This window comes from Mammaliicoccus sp. L-M44 (genome assembly GCF_022386355.1).
Classification (GTDB): Bacteria; Bacillota; Bacilli; order Staphylococcales; family Staphylococcaceae; genus Mammaliicoccus; species Mammaliicoccus sciuri_A.
The window spans coordinates 1-573 of the sequence record NZ_JAJNIU010000067.1 but is presented as its reverse complement, the minus strand read 5'-3'; the positions used below and the strand labels follow the sequence as shown (position 1 = coordinate 573).

The following is a 573-nucleotide window of genomic DNA, read 5'->3' as shown; positions in this document are numbered from 1 at the left end:
TTTTTTGTATAGATTAATAATTTCCACTAAAATCATGATTAAACTACGTTTAATCTAGGCTATTTGTGGCTCTTTTACTAGCCACATTGCCAACTTTTTAAGATTCATGGCAGCACAAATAAGCGTGGTGTCCATGGAAACTTTTTTAATACCTCTATATCTTGTCCATCTCATACCATGCTGTTCTTTTGCATCACCAAATCGTCTTTCTACTGTTTGGCTTCTTAGTTTATATGCTTTTTTAATAGTATCTACAAATCGTAAATCTTCGATTATATCTAAATCGTCTTGCCAAACATGTCTTCGAATTTCTCTAGTATAGTTTCTGTTTTCTGTACATTCATTTAATAGTGGACATGTTTTACATATAGTAGGATCAGATTTGTATAATCTATGCCCTGTCGGCATAGTTCTCTTAAAAGTAAGTAATTCATCATTTGGACATATGTAACTATCGTAATATTCATCATAAATAAACTCTTTGGATTTAAATATGCCTGGCTTTCCTTTTGGTCTTGTATATGGCATTGCAGGTACAATCGATTTCTCAAGTAAATAATGCGCATTGAATGG

At 32.1% G+C, this 573-nt stretch carries 1 protein-coding gene; it reads right to left on the bottom strand.

The window, feature by feature from the left end; genetic code table 11:
* Positions 1-54: 54 nt before the first annotated feature.
* Positions 55-573, bottom strand: a 519-nt coding sequence (locus LQ611_RS13940; protein ID WP_239709677.1) for a transposase, incomplete at its 5' end; no start/stop codon positions are given.